Consider the following 19,077-nt stretch of genomic DNA (forward strand, 5'->3'; position numbering starts at 1 on the left):
TTGTGCTTACTTTATATCTATTACTTCCTTTGCCATAGCCGTCAGAGAATTTAATTCAACATTTTCAAATGTAAACAGAAGATAATCAATTCCATTCTCGGACCAGTTTACTGATTTGAGCAGCTTGCGTTCTTCCTGATCGGATCCATAGCTGATCATCATTTTTCCTTCTTCCTGAAGTTTCTTATCTTCCTCAGAAGGCTCTTGCCCCTCCGGCAGGAAAACATACTGCATTTCAGCGGAATTCAATTCAACACCCTGATAAACCTCTTTCTGACCAGGCTGGTTTTCTGCGGAAATTGTATCCTGGTGCACATGGCTAGACAGTACTACCTGAGAATTCTCACCATAATCAGCGTATGCTTCTGAATAGGTAATGACCTGATTATTATCTTCATCCATTCCCTTTACATGAGAAATATTGCCTTTCACAAATGCCATGCCATTTGTGAATTTGTCGGGAAACTTTGGAGATGCTTTCATCTGATCTTTTGATAATTCCCGTAATTCCGTTAAGGTATTTACATTTTTATCAGTTCCACTTACAAAGCTTGTGATTTTACCTGCTGCAACTGCAGTAACAGTTCCTAATACTGTAATGATAACCATTGCCGTAAATGCTGCCGCCAATTTATTTCTTCTAAATTTCATACAATTACTCCTTTTGCTTAATTTTTTATGGATTTCCAGTAGCCGCCGTTCTTCGTCCATATCCGGGGTTATGGAATCCAGTTCTGTTTTTATGAAGCGTTTAAAATCGTTCTCTGAGGTTCTAGCCATGGCAAATCCCCCTCTCCTTTTCCCCTTCTGTGATGTTTTCAGCTTCCAGAAGGCTCTTTAACAGTTTCCTTGCCTTAAACAGGCGGGATTTCACTGTGCCCTCCATCGTTCCGGTTACCCTGGCGATTTCCTTTGTACTTAACTCATTGTAGTAATACAAAAGAATCACTGTACGGTATTTTACATCAAGTCTTTTGAGCGCATCACGGATCTGTTCTGCAGTTTCAGCCTCCAAAACCGCTCCCAACGGTCCTTTTTCCCTTTCATCTTCCTCAATCCACTCTGCTCTGCACTGATCTTCCTCCTGATCCAGAATACCTTCAAACGAGAGTTCAAACCTGCTCTTCTTCCTTTTCTCAGTCCGCCAGGCAGTTCTCACCAGAATCTGATAGAGCCATGGTTCAAATCGTTCCGGTTCTCTTAATTTATCTCTGTGAAGAAAGCATTTTACAAAAGTCTCCTGCAGGATGTCCTCACTGTCAGACCGGTTGCCAGTGATAAAATACGCCATACGGTATAGCTTACCGGAACAGGAACGGTATAACTCGTCAAATGCAGCTTCGCTTCCGCCAAGCATGCGTTCCACCAAAGCCTTCTTTTCTTCGTTCATAACCTGTTTCCTTTCCTTTTTTAGATGCATCTATATACTAAGAGTCATCAAAATCCTGAATGGTTCATTTTTTTATTTTTAAATTATACTTCGGCTTGTATCTGCCAGTCAAAAGAAATATAATAGGGCGTAATGGTGTTAAAAAACGAAAAATCGGAGGATAGACGAATGCCGCGTATATTATTAGTTGAAGACGATAAGGCAATCGCTAAAAACCTAATGCTTTTGCTGAGCTCGGAAGGCTTTACAGTCACCCACGCCTCTTCCCAGGGGGAGGCTCTTGCCTTACTTGGCGGGAATAAATCTGACCTGGCACTTATTGATATTTCTCTGCCTGATGGAAATGGTTTGATTGTCTGCTCAGAGATGAAAGAAACCCAGGATATTCCGGTTATCTTTCTGACGGCTTCCGGCGATGAAGCCAGTGTGGTTACCGGGTTAAATATGGGCGCAGATGACTATATTACAAAACCTTTCCGCCCCCGGGAATTAATAGCACGTATCAGAACCTCCCTTCGAAAAAGCGGGCGTACCGGATCGGATTTTGAGATTTGCGGGCTTCGTGTGGATACATCGAGCGGTATCGTAAAAAAGAACGGCTGTGAAGTTTTTCTTTCCGCATTGGAATACCGTCTTTTGCTGGTGTTTCTAAACAACCCCAAACATATTATTACAAGGGCAATGCTGCTTGACGAATTGTGGGACGCTGCGGGCGAGTATGTCAATGACAATACACTGACCGTGTATATCAAACGTCTGCGGCTGAAGATAGAGGACGACCCTGCAAGTCCACGGATCATTGTGACCGTCCGGGGGACCGGGTATCGATTGGGGGGCGGCCATGCTTCGGAATAGAGAGTTTCGGCAGTTTGCCATTTTGTTCTCCTTAATGGCTGTCATCACAGTTATTCTTGGATTTGCAATCAGCAGGTTGGCGGGAATCCTTGCCGCCTCTTCTTCTGCTGCCTTTGGAACAGCATTTTTTGCATTTACCAGAGCCCGGTATAAAAACCTTGCCCGGATTTCAGCCCAGATTGACCTTGTACTTCATAATGCCGATCATCTCTATATCGGCGAATCGGACGAGGGAGAACTTTCCATACTGCACAGCGAGATAGCGAAAATGACGCTGCGTATCCGGGAGCAGAATGAAGCGTTAAAAAAAGAAAAGAAACATCTTGCCGATTCACTGGCTGACATAGCCCACCAGCTTAAAACCCCGCTTACATCCGTAAACCTCATTCTGACATTGCTGGCAGACAGTCCGGAAGAAATCCAGAAGAAGGCACTTTTGCGGGAAATGGAAGGATTGCTTGTACGAATGGACTGGCTCATTACCACTCTGTTAAAATTATCCCGCTTAGACGCAGGCATTGTGGAGTTTAAGCAGGAGATGACAGAGGTAAACAGTCTGATCCGCTCTGCACTCCGCCCATTTCTCATCCAAATGGAACTTCACAATATGGATCTTCAAATCGATGTTCCGGAGGGGCTGTTTATTAAGGGCGACCAAAACTGGCTTTCGGAGGCATTGCAGAACATCTTTAAAAATTGTATAGAAAGTGCAGGCGAAATGGGACGGCTTCAAATTAAATGTTCAGACACCCCGCTGTTTACCGGGATTACCATTCATGACAGCGGTACAGGTTTTAAAAAAGAAGATCTGCCCTGCCTGTTTGACCGGTTTTACCGTGGAAAAAAAACAGATACCTCCGGATACGGAATTGGACTTTCTCTCTGCAAGATGATTATAACAGGGCATGGTGGGACAATTACCGCGAAAAACCACCCTGAGGGAGGCGCTGTTTTTACCATACGTTTCCCAAAGTGACGAATCTCTCACCGGAAAGTCACCAGGATGTAAGTGAAAAGTTCTATTATATGGGTAAACCATGAGAAAGGAGACTCACATAATGGAGTTCTTGAAAATTGAAAATCTGTGCAAGGTCTACGGAAAAGGCGAAAACCAGGTTACCGCACTTGACCATGTTTCTCTTACAATCGAAAAAGGTAGTTTTACTGCTGTCATCGGTTCCTCCGGCTCAGGCAAGTCCACATTGCTTCATATCATCGGGGGCGTAGACGTGCCCACAAGCGGAAAGGTGTATTTAGACGGACAGGATATATACGCCCAAAACAATGAAAAACTGGCTATCTTCCGCAGGCGCCAGGTCGGACTGATTTACCAGTTTCATAACCTCATCCCCACTCTCAACGTGGTGGAAAACATCACCCTCCCTGTCCTGATGGACAAACGGGCAGTCAATGAGGAGCGGCTGAATGATCTGCTTAACATGCTGGGACTTGAAGACCGGAAAACCCACTTACCCAATCAGCTTTCCGGCGGTCAGCAGCAGCGGGTTTCCATCGGACGCGCTTTAATGAACGCCCCGGCTGTCATGCTTGCGGATGAACCCACCGGCAGTCTTGACAGCCGAAATGGACATGAAATTATCAGGCTGTTGAAAGAAAGCAATAAAAAATATGGTCAGACCCTTATTCTCGTCACTCATGATGAAAATACAGCCCTGCAGGCAGATCGCATTATCGGCATATCAGACGGCAGAGTCACGCGGGATGAGAGGCTGGTGCAGTCATGAATGTTTTTAACAAAGTTACCTTACAGAGCATGAAGAAGAACCGTACCAGAACGATTGTCACGATAATCGGAGTTGTTTTATCTGCCGCCATGATTACAGGAGTCGCAGCCTTTGGCACCTCCCTTTTAAATTTTCTTGTAAGGGCTTCTATTGCAAAGCACGGGGGATGGCACGTTGAGTTTTTAGATGCAAATTCCTCTTTTATCCAGGAACGGGCCCACGACAAGGGAGTTAAAAATACTGCAGCCTTTGAAAATATCGGCTATGCCGTGCTTGACGGAGCAAAGAGCCCCGAAAAGCCCTATCTCTTTATCGCCGGATTCGGCGAGGATGCCTTTCATACTCTGCCCATAAAACTGATTTCCGGCAGGCTTCCTGAAAACAGCAGTGAAATTCTCATCCCGGCCCACGTTGCAGCAAAAGGCGGTGTCCGGTTCAAGGTCGGCGATACACTTTCCCTTTTGGTTGGAAACCGTGTGGAAGGAAACAAATCTCTTAATCAGCACAATCCTTATCAGTCGGGGGAATACCCTGGATCTGTGAAAGAAACAATTGTGCCAAAGGAAGAGAAAACCTACAAGGTTGTGGGAATCTGTGAAAGACCTGGATTTGAAGAACATACTGCACCTGGATATACTCTGATTACAAAATCCGACAGCAAAGATCAGGCAGACAGCTTCAGTCTGTTTGTCACATTGAAAAACCCGCACCAGGTCATGGCTTACGCCGGGCGCACAGCGGGTTCGTCTGCTTACGTCCTCAATGATTATTTACTGAGTCTCATGGGCATTTCGGACAACAATCTGTTTCACATGTTACTGTACACAGTTGGCGCAATACTGGTTGCGATCATAATGACAGGTTCCATTTTTCTGATTTATAATTCGTTCAACATCTCCCTGAACGAACGCATACGCCAGTTTGGAATTCTCTCCTCCGTGGGCGCTACTGCAACGCAGCTGCGAAATTCAGTATTGTTTGAAGGACTTTGCATTGGTGTCATCGGCATACCCATTGGCGTAATAACCGGTATCGGCAGCGTCTGGCTCCTGCTTCCCATTGTTGCAGGGAAACTTAAAAACATTCTCTACATTACTGTACCTTTGACCTTGTCAGTATCATTCTCTGCCATCGCCGCCGCTGCTGCGGTCAGTCTGGTTACCATTTTGATTTCAGCCTATATACCAGCCAGGAAAGCCGCAAACACCCCCGTTATGGAAAGCATACGGCAAACCAATGAGATTAAAACAGAATCAAAAGCCGTAAAAACAGCAAAATTTCCTCAGCGCTTTTATGGCTTGGAGGGAACTCTTGCCCTTAAGAATTTTAAGCGAAACAAGAAGCGCTACCGCAGCATTGTACTGTCCCTTATCTTAAGTGTGGTTCTGTTTGTATCTGGAAATTCTTTTGGATCTGCATTAAAACGGCTTTCACAACAGTATATCGTAAATATAGACTATGATATCCTGTTTTCCTCTGAAGACATGGGCGACAGCGAACTTTTTTACCTTTATGACAAACTGAAAACCGCTGATGGAGTCTATGAAAGCTCCTGCCAGGAGGTTTTCCCCTATTTCTGTACAGTTAAAACAGAAGATCTTTCAGACCGTTACCGGGAATATGCGGGTGATACAACAGACAGCGAAACGATTGATCTGTCAATGGACCTCCAGTTTATTCCTGACAGTGAGTATCAGGAATTCATAAGAAAATTGAACTTGCCGCCAGAAGAATATACCGGAGCCGGCGGGAAAATGATTGCCATTGCCAAACAACAGGTCGATCAAAAAGATGCACCTCCGGAAGTATTTGATCTGTTTGGTGAACGTTCCATTCGCTGCAGTATCGCACCCGAAGCAAATAACCAGCCATCGATGGGACAGGAACAAAACACGGATATTACATTTGTGGATACCTATCCGGTGGATCCACCCCCAAAGCAGTCTTCCGCAGGCAGGCAGAATCTGTTTATGATGGTGGTGCCTTATTCAATGAAAGAGAAATTTGAAACCCAGAATCTTCAGGCAAATGCAGGCCTGGCATTCCGGTCAAAGAATCCAACCCAGTCAGCAGCAGAAATGGAAGCAATGATTCAGAGCCTGGGCATTACATCTGCATATACCCTGTACAATGTATACGGGATAATGGAACAGTACCGCAGTATATCCTTTGTTATTAATGTATTTACTTATGTTTTCGTCATTATGATTTCACTGATTGCAGCCGCTAATGTGTTTAACACAATTTCCACCAATATCAGGCTTCGCAGACGGGAACTGGCCATGCTCCGCTCCATTGGAATGTCAGAACGTGCCTTTAACCGGATGATGAATTTCGAGTGTATCTTTTATGGCATAAGGACACTGCTGTTCGGGCTTCCCTTAGCGGGAATCATCTCATGGCTGATTTACAAAGGACTGGCATCCGTAGAAAAGATGGAATATTTCGATTTTCTATTCCCCTGGGGCAGTATGGCCGTCAGTACATTTGGTGTGTTCTTTCTTGTATTTATTACAATGACGTATGCCACCCGCAAGATAAAAAAAGAAGATATCATTGACGCACTTCGGGATGATATGACTTGATTGATTATAGGGGACAAAAAAAGAAGAATCAAAGGTGTTCCGTCTCTGATTCTTCTTTTTATTGTGTTAAACCGGATCAATCATGGGAGCCATCAGGCCTTACCCGCTTCTTTCTTAAAAATCTCCATAAACTCTTCTCCGGTAATGGTCTCCCGTTCCAACAGATACTCTGCGATTTCATGAAGCTTGTTTAAATTGTTCTTTAAAATTTCATAAGCCTTCTGGTGCTGCTGCCGCACAATTCCTATCACCGCTTCATCAATCCGCTTTGCGGTATCAGGGGAACAGGCAAGGGAAGTATCTCCGCCCAGATACTGATTGGACACTGTCTCAAGTGCGACCATATCAAATTCATCGGTCATGCCGTAACGGGTAACCATGGCCCTTGCAATTCTTGTGGCCTGTTCAATATCGTTGGAGGCACCGCTGGTGACTGTCTGAAAAATCAGTTCCTCTGCTGCCCTTCCGCCGGTAAATGTAGCAATCTTATTGAGCGCCGCATCCCTGGTCAGAAGATGGCGTTCTTCTTCATCCACCTGCATGGTATATCCAAGTGCTCCTGAGGTTCTGGGTATAATGGTAATTTTATGAACTGGTGCGGATTGTGTCTGGGAAGCTGCAACCAGCGCATGTCCCACCTCGTGGTATGCAATGATCTTCTTTTCTTCCACATTGACTGAGGCGTCCTTTTTCTGATATCCGGCGATGACCACTTCCACGCTTTCCTCCAGATCAGTCTGAGTCACTGTTTTCCTTCCCATGCGGACAGCTCTTAGTGCAGCTTCATTAATCATATTTGCTAACTCCGCTCCGCTTGCACCTGAGGTGGCAAGGGCGATTCCATGAAAATCCACATCATCGGAAAGCTTCACATTTTTTCCATGTACTTTTAAAATGGCTTCGCGCCCGTTTAAGTCCGGCAGTTCCACGGGTATCCGGCGGTCAAAACGGCCGGGGCGCAGAAGGGCTTTATCTAAGGAATCCGGGCGGTTGGTAGCAGCCAGAATCACAACTCCTTTTTTGCCGTCAAATCCATCCATCTCAGCCAGAAGCTGATTAAGGGTCTGTTCCCGCTCGTCATTGCCGGAAAATCCGCCTCCGTCACGCTTCTTTCCAATGGTATCAATCTCATCAATAAATACGATACAGGGCGCTTTATCATTGGCCTGTTTAAATAAATCACGGACTTTCGCAGCCCCCATACCTACAAACATCTCTACAAATTCGGAACCGGATATGGAGAAAAACGGGACATGAGCTTCTCCTGCCACTGCTTTGGCAAGAAGAGTTTTACCTGTTCCTGGAGGTCCCACAAGCAGGGCTCCTTTGGGAAGGGAGGCTCCGATAGAGGCATATTTACCAGGATTATGAAGGAAATCCACGATCTCCTTTAATGCTTCCTTTGCTTCTTCCTGACCGGCTACATCAGTGAAATTTTTTCCAGTTTCAGATTCTGCATATATTTTCGGATTGGATTTACCAAAAGACATGGTATTTCCGCCCATCCTCTTTTGCATCTGACCGGATAAAAAGTTACCCAGAAATACAAAAATCAGTATAGGAACAATCCAGGTTAAAAGAATGGATACCAGGGGAGACATCTGCTGAACAATGGTCTTTTCAAATTCTACGTTGTGGGCAATCAGCCTTTCTGTCAGCGTTTCATCCGGCCAGATCCCCGTCTTGTAAACGGCGTAAACCGGTTTACCCTCCCAGTCCTTTTTTCCTGTATCGGATTTAAACTGGATCTCCGTTTCAGTTTTGGCAACTGCCTGAATCTTACCCTGGTCCACCATCTCCAGGAATGTGCTGTAGGGTACCTCAGTCACTGCTTTCGACTGGAGCCACGGCACAGCCATGGCATTGAATAAAATCATCAATATCAATACAATCATGTAATAATAAATAAATGGTTTCTTATGGTTCTTTCCAGAATTCCCATCATCTTTTAATCCCATCGCGCTCCTCCTTTTTCTTTTGAATCCGGTTTAATACCGATTCCGTAAACACACATGCCTGATCTAAATCTTCTTTATTGGGATGGAGCATGGCATCTTCATAGGCTGCTATCATCTCCCTGATCTGGGGTGTATCATGCTGTGCCCGCATCTGTCTGCACTTCTCCAGCACTTTAGGCCCCATCTTACCTCCGCATAAAAAGCATCCCAGGTACTCATTATCTTCCGGCAGAAAAACAGAAACCTGCTTTTCTACCTGCTTTAAATATTCTTTATTTTCAAATATTCCGCAGGTACCAAACAAAGCAATCTTTTTGCCATGGAGGTCGGAGAGGAATTCAATCACTTCTGTTGTACATATTCCCCTGTTGTTCCAGAATCCTACAAAATACGTATCTGCTTCTTCTCCATGGTACTCCTCCAGATTAACAATATCCTTCGATTTTCCCGGAAGCGCTTCGAAAATCTTCATGGCTACCTTCTGAGTGTTTCCGGTTTTACTTGTATACACAACTAAATAGTCCATATATTTCGCCTCCTCTATCAATAAAATATACTAAAACCTTGCATTTATCAATAGATTCCGGTAAATGTTAATACAATTTATGATTCTTTTAGAATTTATACTTCTTCTTTTATAAGAATAAAAAAAGAGGGTGGTGCAGATAAATTTCTGCAACATCCTCCATGCATTTCCGGTTATAAATTTGCCGCCGCTTCTTTCATAATTCTCTTAGTCTCATCTAAATCTTCCTGAGTATGAGCGGCTGATAAAAACAGAATCTCAAACTGAGAAGGCGCTGTGTATATTCCATGCTCAAGGAGATAATGAAAATACTTTGCATACAACCCTGTATCCGATTTTAAAGCCGATTCATAATCCACCACCGGATGTTCCGTAAAAAATACGCTGAATAAGGAACCCGCCTGGTTAACCTGTGCCTTTGGAAGTACCTCTTTCAAAGTCTGCACCAGTGTATCCGCTTTTTTCTCCAGAGAGGAATAGAGATCCGGCCGTTCCATCAGGGCTTTCACAGTTGCAATTCCTGCCGCAGCTGCAATGGGGTTTCCCGACAGTGTTCCTGCCTGATATACCTTTCCAAGAGGCGATACAACTTCCATAATTTCTTTACGTCCGCCGTAAACCCCCATGGGCATGCCGCCTCCCGCAATTTTACCAAGAGTGGTCAGATCAGGTTTGACCTTATAATATTCCTGAGCTCCCCCAAGCGCCATACGAAAGCCTGTAATCACCTCGTCAAAGATTAAAAGGGCTCCGTGCCTGGTTGTAATGTCTCTTAAAAATTCAAGAAAACCTGGTTTAGGAACCACCAGTCCCATATTTGCTGCAACAGGCTCCACCACAATCGCAGCGATCTCCCCGGGATACTGACGAAACAGCTCTTCCACTGTATCTTCCTGATTGTAACCGGCTAACAGCGTGTGTCTGGTATAGGAAGCAGGCACACCGGCGCTGTCCGGCGCGCTGCCTGTCAGGGCTCCGGAACCTGCCTTTACCAAAAGTCCATCGGAATGTCCGTGATAGCATCCTTTAAATTTAATGATCTTATCTCTTCCCGTAAAGCCCCTTGCTGCACGAATGGCGCTCATCACAGCTTCCGTTCCCGAGCTTACCATTCTCATCATTTCCATGGAGGGGATGCATTGTGTAATCAGCTTTCCAAGCTCCAGCTCTCTTCTTGTAGGTGCACCATAGGACAAACCGGAAAGGCAGGCCTCTCTGACTGCTTCTACCACAGGCTTATATGCATGTCCCAGAATACAGGGCCCCCAGGAATTTACATAATCAATGTATACATTTCCATCTTCATCATAGATATGGGATCCTTCTGCTTTTTTAATAAAAACAGGAACTCCTCCTACGGAGCCAAAGGCCCTCACAGGGCTGTTGACCCCGCCTGGAAAACAGTTACCGGACTCTTCAAATAGTTTTTTTGACTCTTCTGTGTTCATCGTAATTTACTCCTTTTCCCTGCACCAGTCCTGACAGATGACTTCTGTCAGCCCCGAAATACTGTATACCGGTGCAATTAAATCTGCTTCTCTTCCATACCGGTAAAGTGCCTTTGCAGTGATATCACCGATGCAGACCACCTTTAAAGAAGCAAGAGAGGGAAGTACTTTCTCTCTTTCTCCCTGGAAAAATGCATCTACACCCGAAGCACTTGCAAATGTTAAATAATGAAGGGGAGCCAATACCTTTTCCATACTCTCCGGTTCACCTTTTTTATACGCCACATCATAAAGCACAATATCATCATAAAACACCCCGGCTTCATCAAGGATCCGGTTAAGTTCCGGCGATCCGCCTCCAGACCTTGGTATGAGCAGACGGTCCTCTTTTGTAAGCAGGGATTTTAATCCTTCTGCAAGATCCTTTACCTGATAGCAGTCAGGGATATAATCCGCATAAAAACCGGATTTAAGCAGTTCATCTCCCGTTCCTTTCCCAATTGCCGCAAACTTTATGGTTCCCAGTGAACGCAAATCATAACCGCCTTCAAAAAGCCCGGTAAAAAATTCCCTCACCGCATTGGCACTGGTAAATACCAGCCAGGAGTAGGACTTAAGCCTTTTATACGCTTCATTCATCGCCTCACCGGACCGGTGGGACTCCATGGATAAAGTCAATACATCGTCAGTCGTTCCTCCAAATTTTAAAAGCTCCCGGCGAAGCCTTCCTGCAAACGACTCTGTTCCGGTAATGCCGATCCTGCAGCCCTTTAACGGCAGACTTAACGTAGAGGAAAAATCCAGAGCCGCCACATCTCCTGCCACAATAATTGCAGGACTTTTAATCTCTGCCTGTTCTGCCATGCTTTCAATATCTGCAAGAGTTCCCCTCACCGTTCTCTGTTCCGGAAGAGTTCCATTTTCAATCACGGCTGCCGGTGTATCCTCTGGCTTTCCATTTTTAATTAATCCATGGACAATCAGAGAGAGATTGGAAAGACCCATTAAAAACACCAGAGTTCCGGAAAGCTTTGCAAAGGAATCAAAATCAGGTGGAAGTGTCCCATTATCAGAAAGTGTATGTCCTGTCATTACATGAAAACTCCGGCTCACAGCTCTGTGAGTCACGGGAATCCCGGCCATGGAAAGTGCTGCCACCGCTGAAGTCACACCGGGAACCACCTCAAAGGGGATTGCCGCTTCTGAAAGTGCCAGAATCTCCTCTCCTCCCCGTCCAAATACAAAAGGATCTCCTCCTTTTAAACGGACCACGTTTAAGCCTTCCTCTGCCAGTTCCACTAAGAGGCGGTTAATCTCCTCCTGTTTCATGGAATGGGCCCCTGCCCGCTTCCCCACATAAATCTTTCTGCAGTGGTCTGGCACTTCACCCAGAAAATAATCCGAAGCAAGGGAGTCATAAACCAGCGCATCGCAGCTTCCAAGCCGATCCAGTCCTTTCCGGGTAATGAGACCGGGGTCACCTGGTCCCGCACCGACTAAGTATACCACTCCATTTTTCTTCATGACATCCTCCATTTTCAATTAAAGTCTCTTTGCCGCCTGTTCTGCCAGACTGTCCAGTTCCTCTGTTTTTCCCTGAAGATGAATTTTTTTCACCTGGTCCTCTCTGCTGCTGATTCCAAAGACCTCGATCTGCCCTTCTTTTATACGGGAATAAACTCCCACCGGTTCATGACAGCCTGCATTTAAAAGCTTCAGTATCTTCCGCTCCAGGGTCAGGCATAACCTGGCATCCTTATTCTCAATTGCCGAAATCCCGGGCCAGGTCTCCATCCCCACTCTTCCTTCTACAGCAAGAATTCCCTGTCCTCCAGCCGGAATCATGGTCTCACAGTCAAAATAATGGTAATCAAAGGCCGGGTCTGACTGAATGCCCAGACGGTTTAATCCTGCTGCTGCAAGGATAATTCCATCAAAATCCCCTTCCAAAAGACGCTTTAAACGTGTCTGTACATTACCTCTTAAATTCTCACACCGGACCGGAATCCCCTTCCATAAGAAGCTTCCGATCTCTTCGATCTGGATCCTTCTGCGTAAGCTGGAAGTACCAATGATAATCTCATCTTTTTTATTTAAATCACTGCCTTTTAAGGTGATCAGCACATCTCTCGGATCCTCACGCTCAGGAACCGCCACAATTCCCAGGCCTTCCTTTAAATCCATGGGAAGATCCTTTGCGCTGTGGACAGCCAAATCAATCTCTCCCTGCAGGAGCGCATCTTCAAACTCAGTTACAAACACACCTTTTCCGCCAAACTCCAAAAGCGGCTTATTGAGTATCCGGTCTCCTTCTGTCTGCTTTTTCACCAGCTGGGCTGTAATCCCGGGAGAAACTCTTATCAAAGCATCCGCAACCAGCTGGGTCTGGGCTACGGCAAGTGCACTTTTTCTGGTCCCTATGCGTATTATTTCACTGTTCATGTTCCCCAAGTTTCCTTTCTATCAGTTCTATGGCCTGCTCTCTGGTAAATACTCCTCCCTGCCTGATTCCCTCTTTTACCATGGTCTTAAAAATCTCAGTTCTGACCGGAAGGGAGGGTACCTTTTCCTTTACCAGCTCCCGGTACGTGCCAAGCTGGCTGGCGAGCATTCCAAATCCTGAGGGAATTGCTTCTTTAAATCTTTTTTTTAAGTATTGGGCAATGGTAGGAGAACTGCCTCCCGTGGATATTCCCACCACAATATCCTCCTCCTTAATCAAAGCCGGAAAAATAAAACTGCATTCTTCCTGTACATCTACCACATTCACAGGAATCTTCCGACGCCTGCAAAAAACAGATATGTGTCTGTTCAGTTCTTCATCTGACGTTGCGGCAATGACAAAATCCGCCTCCTGTATATCCCTGTCTTCAAACCCACGCTTAATGAGAGTCATGGTTTTCTCACATTGGGAAGCAAGCTGTTCCATCTCTGGAATCATCTCCACGGCAACCACGGTAATTTCCGGTCCGAAGTCCTTTAATACAAGTGCCTTTCTGTAAGCCACCATTCCTCCGCCTGCAATCAGGCACTTTTTCCCTTCAAGCTCTACAAAAAACGGAAAATAAGCCATTGTCACTCCTCCCTTATCCAGTCCTTTAAACCATCTAAAGTCCGAAGCACCACCTTTAACTCTTCGCTGGTAACATGATCCCGAATACGGTATAAAAGGGTATCAAGCCTCTTTCCAGACAATGCCTCTTTTAATTCTTCCATTTGAGAAATGTAAGGGTGAAATAAAACTTCCTTTAACGCTCCATCCAGTTCTTCTTCCATAATTTCTCTGGCACAGTCCAGTTCTTTCAGCTTAATTTCTGTATTGTTCTTAGATAATGTTTCAAAATAGTCAATGTCAAATAAAGTGAGTCCGGGTAAATCCCTGATCTCAGGGTCCATATCAACAGGAACCGCTACATCAATAAAAAGCCGTTCTTTTCCTGGTCTCATACATTTGTCCAGTTCTTCTCTGGTTACAGTATAGTGAGGTCCTGACGTTGCACTGATTATCACATCCATATCATCCATATGTTTGTAGCGTTCTTTGTAATCCACTTCCCGGATCCGGTCGCTGTCCACTTTCAGCAGCAGGTCTGAGGAATGGGTTCTCACGGTTCCCGTCACCCGGATTCCAGGCTTGCACAACAGATTCTTGGTTATGGTACTGCCCATCTTCCCTGTCATGCCAATGACCATTACGTCTTTGTACTCTCCCTCCCTGTTTAAATGAAATACTTCATTCGCAACAAGTGTTGCTATGGAAAGAGGGGTTCTGGAAAGTCTGGTATCCGTTTTAATCCGTTTTGCTGCAGCCATGGCTTTTTGAAATAACACATTCAGCTCATAATCCGCAGCCCCTTTTTCTTTGGAATACTGATACGCTTCTCTTACCTGTCCCAGTATCTCATCTTCCCCTAAAACCATGGAATCAAATCCACAGGCAACCTTAAACAAATGACGGATGGCACTCTCTTCATTATATACATTTAGATACTTAATTAACTCTCCCAGGCGCACTCCCTTTAACCCGGCAACCTCCCGCTGGAGCTCACCAATGGCATATTTTGATCCTGAAACATAGATCTCACTGCGGTTGCAGGTACAAAGCACAACTACGCCTGTTATAGAATCCTTATTCAATAGTCTGTCTGTTAATTCAGCCTTTTCTTTCGTACTGAAGGCAAACTTTTCTCTGATATTCACCGGAGCTTTTTTATGGCTCACACTCATACAATACATGTTCTTTCCAGCTTTCTTCTCTTAACCTTGTAATTAAAACCACGTTCCTATTCTACCACAACCCCATACACAGGGCAATGGAGTGTTAAAACTCCAATTGCATTTTTTCAGATGCCATGTATAATAAGAGAAATACTTTTGAATAGGAGAACATGCATATGAAGATAAGAAGTGTAAAACCAGAAGATGCTGATCTGCTGATAAAAATGTTAAAGCAGCTGGATACGGAAACCAGTTTTATGATGTATGAACCTGGAGAACGGACAGCAACGGCTGATGATATGAAACATAGAATCGAACAGTGGGAAAAATCCGGTTCCCTTTTTCTTCTGCTGGAAAATGAGGGCGATTTCGCTGGTTTTCTTTCAGCCTCCAGAGGAGAACCCCGAAGAATCCGCCACTGTGCCTATCTGGTCATTGGAATTTTAAAAGACTACAGAGGACATGGATATGGAGCAATGCTTTTTCAGAAAATGGAACAATGGGCAAGAGAAAATGGAATAACAAGACTGGAACTGACCGTCATGGCTGAGAATGAGCAGGCACGCCATTTGTATGAAAAAATGGGATTTATCATTGAAGGGAAGAAAGAACGTTCCATGATTGTAGATGGTATAGAGGCTGATGAATATTATATGGCAAAACTTTTGTAAGCGAAATTGACTAAAGTCAGTCTTGACAAGATAAAATAGTCGTGATACAGTGAACATAGAAAAGGAACAGCCGCCCACAAGGGGTTGACCTGTTAAAGAGATAGCGAAGCCACCCAGTAACCGCCAAGTATACCAGGGTGGTTTTTGCTATGTATTATTACTTACAATACGAAAAAATGAATGTAAGTAATGCCAAAATGAAAAGACCAAAAGTCATTAAATCCTTGAAGTCAAATTTCATAGACATCACCCCCACTCTATCAAAGAATGAGGTCAACACACCCTGTAACGCGAATGTTCCATATCTCTATGGTAACATATTCCTTTTTAATCTTCAATTGAATTTTATATACTATAAAAAATCAGAAAAACCGGAACTTCCTATCACGTAACAGGATCCCCGGTTTTTCATATTATTCTTTTAAAGCACCTTGCTTAAAAACAGTTTCAGCCTGTCATTCTTTGGATTTGCAAAAAATTCTCCAGGTTCGTTCTCCTCCAGAAAGTAACCGCCATCCATAAACATAACCCTGGTGGCCACCTCTCTGGCAAATCCCATCTCATGGGTAACAACAACCATGGTCATCTTTTCTTCAGCCAGTTCCCGCATAACGGTTAATACTTCTCCAACCATCTCAGGGTCAAGTGCAGAAGTCGGTTCATCGAACAGCATAACATCCGGATTCATACACAATGCACGGACTATGGCAATTCTTTGCTTCTGTCCGCCGGAAAGCTGATTGGGATAGGCATCCGCCCGGTCTGCCAGACCTACCTTATGAAGAAGCTTTATCGCCTGTTCTTTTGCTTCTTTTTCACTTTTTCCCTGCAGCTTCACCGGTGCAATAGTTAAGTTCTTTAAAATTGTCATATGGGGGAATAAGTTAAACTGCTGGAAAACCATTCCCATTTTCTGGCGGTGCTTATCAATATCGGTTTTCTTATCCACGATATCCGCGCCTTCAAAAAGAATATGACCCCCGCTGGGCTCTTCCAGCCTGTTTAAGCAGCGCAGGAATGTGCTTTTTCCCGAACCGGAGGGTCCGATGACACAAACCACATCTCCCTTGTAAATATCAACGGAAATGTCTTTTAACACTTCCATCTCACCGAATTTTTTTCCCAGATTCTGTACCTGAATCAGAGGTTTATCCATGTTATCAATGCTCACTTCTCTGCAGCCTCCTCTCCAGTACCTTTACCAGCTGTGAAAACACCATAACCATAACCAGATAAATGACAGCCACTGCGATCAGAGGCATAAACGCAGAATAGGTGCGGCTCTTAATGATATCTCCGCCTTTCGTCAAATCCTGCAGCCCTATGTAACCTGCAACAGAGGTTTCCTTTAACAGCACGATAAACTCATTGGCCAGAGTCGGAACTACATTTTTAAATGCCTGGGGCATGATGATAAACCACATGGTCTGGGCATAATTAAAGCCCAGACTCCTTCCTGCTTCAAACTGCCCCTTTTCAATGCTGCTGATACCGCTTCGGAAGATTTCTGCCACGTAGGCACCGGAGTTGATTCCGAATGCTACAACCGCAGTAAATACCTGTCCCGGATCATGAAAGGAAAAGATCACAAAATACATGATCATGAGCTGAACCACCACTGGCGTTCCACGGATTACCGTAAGATAGATGCCGCAGATCCAGTTCAGTACCTTCAGCTTATGGGTGTTTTCATAGGTAGACCGGATCACTGCCACTAAAAATCCCAGCAGTATTCCGATTAAGACTGCAAAAAACGTAATTTTTAACGTATTCTGCAATCCGTCGGTAATGTATTTCCAACGGTCATCTACGATAAAATTCTGATAGAAATCATCTCTAAGCTTTTCCCACATGGCACTCTTCCTTTATTCTTATTCTGCTGTGATGTATTTATCCACAATCTTCTGAAGCTCACCGGAATCTTTTAATTCCTTGATTGCAGCGTTCATCTTATCTAACAGTTCCGTATTGCCTTTTTTAACAGCAATGGCATATTCTTCTTCTGTAAATGCTTCATCAAGAATTTTTAAACCTGCGTTCTCTTTTACAAATACTTTTGCCGGCTCACGGTCGATCACAACAGCATCTACTTTTCCCTGGGTAAGAGCCATAACAGCTTCCATACCTTTGTTGAAACGCTGGATATCTGCATCCTTAATGTCTCCTGCATAAATATCTCCGGTTGTTCCTGTCTGAACTCCGATCTTCTTTCCGTCTAAATCAGCCGGTGCTTTGATCTCACTGCCTTCTTTTACAATAATAACCTGGGCTGCCTGTGCATAGGTATCAGTAAAGTCCACGTTTTTCTTACGGTCTTCATTTACAGTCATACCAGCTGCAGTAAAATCTGCTTTGCCGGACTGAACAGCAGGGATCAGGGAATCAAATGCCATATCCTGAATCTCCAGTTCCATGCCCATCTTATCAGCAATGGCTTTTGCAATATCTGCATCAATTCCTACGATATCATTATTGTCATGATATTCGTAAGGAGGGAATTCTGCGTTGGTTACCATGACCAGCTTACCGCCTGCTGCTGAGCTTTCTGCTCCTGCTTTTGTGCTCTCTGCTTCAGCTTTTGTAGTCTCAGCTCCGGCCTTTGTTGTTTCAGCTCCTGCTGCCGCTGTTGTCTCTGTTTTTGCTGATCCGCCGCAAGCAGTTAATACTGCTGCCATACATAATGCTACTGCAACTGCAATTTTATTTTTCTTCATAATGATTCCTCCTCTTATACACAAATCTGCATAATTATAAAATAAGTATCAGTTATACATTATATAGCATTTTCGGAATTAATCAAGTACTTCAAAGGAAGATTGTTCAATATCCTTGCATGTTTTTTTACCATCGATTATAATATAGCTGTCTGATAAACAGGGAAGAAAGGGAACCGCTATGAAGGATATCCTTGAGAAAACGGCATGGCCCATGACACCGCCTGCCCCCTACTCGCTTTTTCATCTTTTTTTTGTCTCTGCCGGGCTTATATGGGTGGTTCTTCTGTCCTATTACACCACCAGAAGAATCAAGAACGACCGGTTACCCAGACTTTTATTTTTGTGCGGCATTGTACTTGCAGCCTCGGAATGCTATAAGCAGTTATTCTTATATTATGTGGTAAATAACCAGACATACAACTGGTGGTATTTTCCATTTCAGCTGTGCAGCCTGCCTATGTACTTCTGCCTGGTGCTGCCATTCGTGCCCTCTGCCAGGGGAAAAACAGTGCTCTATACTTTTATGCAGGATTTTAATCTTCTTGGCGGAATTATGGCACTGGCGGAGCCGTCCGGGTTGTTTCACCCTTACTGGGTGCTGACCTTTCACGGACTCATCTGGCACCTTTTGTTAATTTATATCGGACTGGTAATTGCCTTTTCCCGCTCCTCCGACACCACCTTACGGGGATTTGTCCGGACGCTGCCCTTGTTTTTTGTCTGCTGTATTGTGGCATCCGTGATCAACCGGACTGCAAAACCTTTAGGGCAGGCGGATATGTTTTACATTTCCCCCTATTATCCATCAGCACAGATTGTATTTCATGATATAGCCATAAAATATGGAATTTCCGCGGGTAATGTCTCCTATCTGGCAGCTACCTGCCTGGGAGGATTTATCTTTCATGTTATCTTTGGAAAATTTCATCTTTTTTCTTCCCGGCAGAATTCGTGACCGGGGAGA

The 19,077-nt window shown here is 44.6% G+C and carries 18 protein-coding genes; 6 read left to right on the forward strand and 12 right to left on the reverse strand.

Going from position 1 to position 19,077, the window contains the following annotated elements:
• Positions 1 to 6: 6 nt before the first annotated feature.
• Complete coding sequence (locus V7D18_RS14200; protein ID WP_426154964.1) at positions 7 to 780, reverse strand: hypothetical protein; 774 nt, start codon at positions 778 to 780, stop codon at positions 7 to 9.
• On the reverse strand, positions 773 to 1,390 hold the full coding sequence (locus V7D18_RS14205; RefSeq protein ID WP_426154965.1) for an RNA polymerase sigma factor: 618 nt from the start codon (positions 1,388 to 1,390) through the stop codon (positions 773 to 775). The genes V7D18_RS14200 and V7D18_RS14205 overlap by 8 nt, the downstream gene beginning before the upstream one ends.
• A gap of 168 nt (positions 1,391 to 1,558) precedes the next feature.
• Here V7D18_RS14205 and V7D18_RS14210 point away from each other — a divergent pair, with 168 nt between their 5' ends.
• From V7D18_RS14210 to V7D18_RS14225, 4 genes are all read left to right on the forward strand, one after another.
• A complete protein-coding gene (locus tag V7D18_RS14210; protein WP_426154966.1) occupies positions 1,559 to 2,245 on the forward strand; it encodes a response regulator transcription factor in 687 nt (228 codons plus the stop codon).
• Complete coding sequence (locus tag V7D18_RS14215) at positions 2,232 to 3,221, forward strand: sensor histidine kinase (RefSeq protein ID WP_426154968.1); 990 nt, start codon at positions 2,232 to 2,234, stop codon at positions 3,219 to 3,221. Before V7D18_RS14210 ends, V7D18_RS14215 begins: the two co-directional genes overlap by 14 nt.
• 82 nt (positions 3,222 to 3,303) lie before the next feature.
• On the forward strand, positions 3,304 to 3,990 hold the full coding sequence (locus tag V7D18_RS14220; RefSeq protein WP_426154970.1) for an ABC transporter ATP-binding protein: 687 nt from the start codon (positions 3,304 to 3,306) through the stop codon (positions 3,988 to 3,990).
• Entirely contained in the window at positions 3,987 to 6,575 is a 2,589-nt protein-coding gene (locus tag V7D18_RS14225) for an ABC transporter permease (RefSeq protein WP_426154972.1), read from the forward strand. Before V7D18_RS14220 ends, V7D18_RS14225 begins: the two co-directional genes overlap by 4 nt.
• Before the next feature lie 92 nt (positions 6,576 to 6,667).
• On the opposite strand, the gene ftsH is transcribed toward V7D18_RS14225, so the two are convergent.
• From ftsH to hemA, 7 genes are all read right to left on the reverse strand, one after another.
• Positions 6,668 to 8,533: an ATP-dependent zinc metalloprotease FtsH gene (ftsH, locus tag V7D18_RS14230; RefSeq protein ID WP_426154974.1), complete on the reverse strand. Its 1,866-nt coding sequence runs from the start codon at positions 8,531 to 8,533 to the stop codon at positions 6,668 to 6,670.
• Positions 8,517 to 9,059 (reverse strand): flavodoxin family protein BilS, encoded by a 543-nt coding sequence (gene bilS, locus V7D18_RS14235; RefSeq protein ID WP_426154976.1) that lies wholly within the window; start codon positions 9,057 to 9,059, stop codon positions 8,517 to 8,519. The genes ftsH and bilS overlap by 17 nt, the downstream gene beginning before the upstream one ends.
• 173 nt (positions 9,060 to 9,232) lie before the next feature.
• Positions 9,233 to 10,507, reverse strand: a complete 1,275-nt coding sequence (gene hemL / locus V7D18_RS14240; protein ID WP_426154978.1) for a glutamate-1-semialdehyde 2,1-aminomutase — start codon at positions 10,505 to 10,507, stop codon at positions 9,233 to 9,235.
• 6 nt (positions 10,508 to 10,513) lie between these two features.
• The gene (cobA, locus tag V7D18_RS14245) at positions 10,514 to 12,031 is read right to left on the reverse strand and encodes a uroporphyrinogen-III C-methyltransferase (protein ID WP_426154980.1); all 1,518 of its coding nucleotides are present in this window, start codon (positions 12,029 to 12,031) and stop codon (positions 10,514 to 10,516) included.
• An 18-nt stretch (positions 12,032 to 12,049) separates the two neighbouring features.
• The gene (gene hemC / locus V7D18_RS14250; protein WP_426154982.1) at positions 12,050 to 12,949 is read right to left on the reverse strand and encodes a hydroxymethylbilane synthase; all 900 of its coding nucleotides are present in this window, start codon (positions 12,947 to 12,949) and stop codon (positions 12,050 to 12,052) included.
• Entirely contained in the window at positions 12,939 to 13,580 is a 642-nt protein-coding gene (locus tag V7D18_RS14255; protein ID WP_426154983.1) for a precorrin-2 dehydrogenase/sirohydrochlorin ferrochelatase family protein, read from the reverse strand. Before V7D18_RS14255 ends, hemC begins: the two co-directional genes overlap by 11 nt.
• 2 nt (positions 13,581 to 13,582) lie before the next feature.
• A complete protein-coding gene (gene hemA, locus V7D18_RS14260; protein WP_426154985.1) occupies positions 13,583 to 14,743 on the reverse strand; it encodes a glutamyl-tRNA reductase in 1,161 nt (386 codons plus the stop codon).
• Positions 14,744 to 14,901: 158 nt separating this feature from the next.
• Here hemA and V7D18_RS14265 point away from each other — a divergent pair, with 158 nt between their 5' ends.
• Positions 14,902 to 15,396, forward strand: coding sequence for a GNAT family N-acetyltransferase (locus tag V7D18_RS14265; RefSeq protein WP_426154987.1), 495 nt, complete (start codon positions 14,902 to 14,904; stop codon positions 15,394 to 15,396).
• Between the two features lie 421 nt (positions 15,397 to 15,817).
• On the opposite strand, the gene V7D18_RS14270 is transcribed toward V7D18_RS14265, so the two are convergent.
• Genes V7D18_RS14270 through V7D18_RS14280 form a run of 3 tightly spaced genes read right to left on the reverse strand, consistent with a single transcriptional unit; the run spans position 15,818 to position 18,110 of the window.
• Positions 15,818 to 16,552 (reverse strand): amino acid ABC transporter ATP-binding protein, encoded by a 735-nt coding sequence (locus V7D18_RS14270; RefSeq protein ID WP_426155216.1) that lies wholly within the window; start codon positions 16,550 to 16,552, stop codon positions 15,818 to 15,820.
• 4 nt (positions 16,553 to 16,556) lie between these two features.
• Entirely contained in the window at positions 16,557 to 17,249 is a 693-nt protein-coding gene (locus tag V7D18_RS14275) for an amino acid ABC transporter permease (protein ID WP_426154989.1), read from the reverse strand.
• 18 nt (positions 17,250 to 17,267) lie between these two features.
• Positions 17,268 to 18,110 carry a basic amino acid ABC transporter substrate-binding protein gene (locus tag V7D18_RS14280; protein WP_426154991.1) on the reverse strand — a complete coding sequence of 281 codons (843 nt, stop codon included), beginning with the start codon at positions 18,108 to 18,110 and terminating at the stop codon, positions 17,268 to 17,270.
• Between the two features lie 181 nt (positions 18,111 to 18,291).
• Between V7D18_RS14280 and V7D18_RS14285 the strand changes: the two genes are divergently transcribed.
• Entirely contained in the window at positions 18,292 to 19,068 is a 777-nt protein-coding gene (locus tag V7D18_RS14285) for a hypothetical protein (protein ID WP_426154992.1), read from the forward strand.
• The last annotated feature ends 9 nt before the right edge of the window (positions 19,069 to 19,077 follow it).

It is taken from the genome of Lacrimispora sp. 38-1 (genome assembly GCF_049890855.1).
In the GTDB taxonomy this organism is placed as follows: domain Bacteria; phylum Bacillota; class Clostridia; order Lachnospirales; family Lachnospiraceae; genus Lacrimispora.